Here is a 3,589-nt window from a genome sequence, read left to right as displayed (position 1 = left end):
ATTACACCAATGCCGGGGGGAGTGGCCCTCGGGCTACGCCCTCACGCCACTCCCCCCGGCATGTAACACGATGGCCTGGTTTTACGCCGCCGAATGGCCGACTTTTGCTCCGCCGTTGACACCCAAACCCTGATTTTCACACCTGAATCCTACGATACCGGAGCTTTTCACATGACCACCAATTCCAGCCTCGCGCAGCGCCGCAGCGCTGCCGTGCCGCGCGGCGTCGGCTCGTCCACCGCGATTTACGCCGACCGGGCCGAGAATGCCGAACTCTGGGACGTCGAGGGGCGCCGCTTCGTCGACTTCGCCGGGGGGATCGCCGTACTGAACGTCGGCCATCGGCATCCCCGCGTGATGAGCGCCGTCCACGACCAGCTGGCGCGCTTCACCCACACCGCGTTTCAGGTCGCTCCCTATGAAAGCTATGTCGCGCTGGCGGAACGGCTGAACCGGCTCGCCCCCTTCTCCGGCGACGCGAAGACGATCCTGTTCACGACCGGGGCGGAGGCCACCGAGAATGCGGTGAAGATCGCCCGCGTCGCGACAGGGCGGTCGGCGGTGATCGCCTTCGCCGGCGGCTTCCATGGCCGCACGCTGCTCGCCTCCGCGATGACGGGCAAGGTGAGCCCGTACAAGCGCGGCTTCGGACCTTTCCCGGGCGAGATCCATCACATCCCCTTCCCCTCGGCGAGCAAGGGCCTGGATACCCAGGACAGCCTGGCGGCGCTCGATATGCTCTTCGCCGCCGATGTCGACCCGGCCCGCGTCGCGGCCATCATCATCGAGCCGATCCAGGGCGAAGGCGGGTTCAATGTGGCGCCGCCGGAACTGTTGCAGGCGCTGCGGGAACGGTGTGACGCGCACGGCATCCTGCTGATCGTCGACGAGGTGCAGACCGGGTTCGCCCGCACCGGCCGGATGTTCGGGGTCGAGCATTCGGGCGTGGAACCGGACCTGGTATGCATCGCCAAGTCGCTGGGCGGCGGCTTCCCCCTGTCGGGGGTGATCGGCCGCGCGGCGATCATGGATTCGGTCGAGCCGGGCGGCCTGGGCGGCACCTATGGCGGATCCCCGGTGGCGTGCGCGGCGGCGCTGGCGGTGCTCGACGTGATCGAGGACGAGGCGCTGCTGGCCCGCGCCGACGCGATGGGCGCGCGGATACGGGCGCGGATCTCGGCAGCCGGGCAGCGCAACGACACCGTGCCGATCGCCAATCTGCGCGGACATGGCGCGATGATCGGGTTCGATGTGATGAACGCGAGCACGGGCAAGGTCGATGGCGAGGGCGCCAAGGCGCTGTGCGCGCGGGCGCTGGAGGCGGGCCTGATCCTGCTGTCCTGCGGCACGCAGGGCGAAACCATTCGCATCCTGGTGCCATTGACGGCGAGTGACGCCCTGCTGGACGAGGGGCTGGATGCGCTCGAGGCGGCGCTCGTGCCCGGTTCGCGGGCCGCTGTGGAGGCGAACGTCGGAAGCGAGACCGCGCCGGCATGACTGCTCCCGCATCGCTGGGCCTGTCACGCCCCGAACTGTTGCGGTCGGGCGGATATATCGACGGCCGGTGGGTGCGCGGCGACGCGACCCTGGCGGTCCGCAATCCGGCCGACGGGACTTTGGTCGGCGAGGTCGCGAACCTCGGCGGCCCGTCCGCCGAGAGCGCCGTCGCGGCGGCATCGGCGGCATTTCGGCCATGGTCCGCCCGCCCTGCCAAGGAGCGCGCCCGAATCCTGCGGCTGTGGAGCGAGCTCATGCTCGCCAACACCGAGGATCTCGCCCGCATCCTCACCGCCGAGCAGGGCAAGCCCCTTGCCGAGGCGCGCGGCGAGGTGGCCTATGCCGCCGGCTTCCTCGAATGGTTTGCGGAAGAGGCGCGGCGCGTACGCGGCGAGGTGCTGACTCCGCACCTGCCCGACAAGCGACTGAGCGTGCTGCGCCAGCCGGTGGGCGTGGTGGCTGCCGTCACCCCTTGGAATTTTCCGCTCGCGATGATCACCCGCAAGGCCGGCCCTGCGCTCGCCGCCGGCTGCACTATGGTCCTCAAGCCTTCGGAACTCACCCCCTTGTCCGCCGTGGCGCTGGCGAAACTGGGAGAGGAAGCAGGCCTGCCGCCCGGCGTGTTCAACGTCGTGGCCGGCGACGCGCCGCCGATCGGCGCGGTGCTCACATCCGATCCGCGCGTGGCCAAGTTCACCTTCACCGGCTCGACCGCAGTGGGCAAGAAGCTGGCGGCCGAGTGCATGTCGACCGTCAAGCGGGTTTCCCTCGAGCTAGGCGGGAACGCCCCGTTCATCATATTCGACGATGCGGATGTGGACGCGGCCGTCGAGGGCATCATCGCCTCCAAGTTCCGCAATACGGGCCAGACATGCGTCTGTGCCAACCGGTTGCTGGTCCAGGACGGCATTTACGATCGCCTCGCGGAGCGGTTGGCCCAGCGTGTCGCCACGCTCGTGGTCGGCTCGGGGCTGGACGGCCCGACCGATCAGGGTCCGCTGATCGATGCCCGCGCGGTCGCCAAGGCGCAGTCTCATGTCGATGACGCCGTCGCCGGCGGCGGCCGGGTGACCACGGGCGGCGCCCCGCTCGACCGGCCGGGCACGTTCTTCGCCCCGACCGTGATCGTCGACGTGGCGCCCGACGCCCTGATCTGCCGCGAGGAGACGTTCGGGCCGGTGGCAGGACTGGTGCGCTTCGCGACCGAGCAGGACGCGATCCGCCTGGCCAACGACACGCGCGCGGGGCTGGCGGCCTATCTCTATACCCGTGACATCGACCGCAGCGTGCGGGTCACCGAAGCGCTTGAATATGGAATGGTCGGCCACAACACCGGAGCCATCTCCACCGAGGTGGCGCCCTTTGGCGGCATCAAGGAATCCGGCATGGGCCGCGAGGGGTCGCATCTCGGGATGGACGACTATCTCCAGTACAAAATGATCTGCGCCCAGGTTTCCACAGCTGCCTGACAAGGGCTCAACCGATGGACGAGGCGAGGCGCGCAATCGCGCGCCTCGCCGGACATCACGCCATGGTGGGGATGACGAAGCTGCTTTCGCCCGCCGCATCCGCCGCGGGCCAGCGCTGCGTCACCGTCTTGACCCGCGTGTAGAAGCGCACGCCGTCCATGCCATATTGATTGAGGTCGCCGAAACCCGAACGCTTCCAGCCGCCGAACGAGTGGTAGGAGACCGGCACCGGAATCGGCACGTTCACGCCGACCATGCCAACCTCTACACGGCTCACGAACTCACGCGCGGCATGTCCGCTCCGCGTGAAGATCGCCACGCCATTCCCATATTGATGCCGGGTGGCATAGGCCGTGGCCTCTTCCAGCGTCCGCGCGCGCAAGATCTGCAGCACCGGGCCGAAAATCTCCTCATGATAGCTGCGATGGTCGGCAGCGACATGATCGAGCAGCGTCGGGCCCATGAAGAACCCCTGTTCATAGCCCTGGAGCGAGAAGTCGCGGGCTCTGTTGCAAAGATTGGCGGCAGTCAGAGGTAGGCTGTCGCTCTGCGCCGATCAGGCGGCTGCTGCGAAATGGTGGTTGAGCATGCCCATGGCCTCCGTCAGCGCCGAGGGCCCAATG

Annotated in this window: 2 protein-coding genes and 1 pseudogene; 2 read left to right on the top strand and 1 reads right to left on the bottom strand. The window is 68.3% G+C overall.

Annotation, left to right across the window (positions count from 1 at the left end; genetic code table 11):
* Positions 1 to 171 precede the first annotated feature (171 nt).
* Both gabT and Q4610_RS21500 read left to right on the top strand, forming a co-directional pair.
* The gene (gabT, locus tag Q4610_RS21505; RefSeq protein WP_304537815.1) at positions 172 to 1,497 is read left to right on the top strand and encodes a 4-aminobutyrate--2-oxoglutarate transaminase; all 1,326 of its coding nucleotides are present in this window, start codon (positions 172 to 174) and stop codon (positions 1,495 to 1,497) included.
* Positions 1,494 to 2,966, top strand: coding sequence for an NAD-dependent succinate-semialdehyde dehydrogenase (locus Q4610_RS21500; RefSeq protein WP_304537814.1), 1,473 nt, complete (start codon positions 1,494 to 1,496; stop codon positions 2,964 to 2,966). Before gabT ends, Q4610_RS21500 begins: the two co-directional genes overlap by 4 nt.
* A gap of 55 nt (positions 2,967 to 3,021) precedes the next feature.
* On the opposite strand, the pseudogene Q4610_RS21495 reads toward Q4610_RS21500, so the two are convergent.
* Positions 3,022 to 3,468, bottom strand: a pseudogene (locus Q4610_RS21495) (aldehyde dehydrogenase family protein); the annotation flags it as partial.
* Positions 3,469 to 3,589 lie beyond the last annotated feature (121 nt).

This window comes from Sphingobium cyanobacteriorum (assembly GCF_030580935.1).
Taxonomy (GTDB): domain Bacteria; phylum Pseudomonadota; class Alphaproteobacteria; order Sphingomonadales; family Sphingomonadaceae; genus Sphingobium; species Sphingobium cyanobacteriorum.
This window is presented reverse-complemented; position numbering and strand designations above follow the sequence as displayed.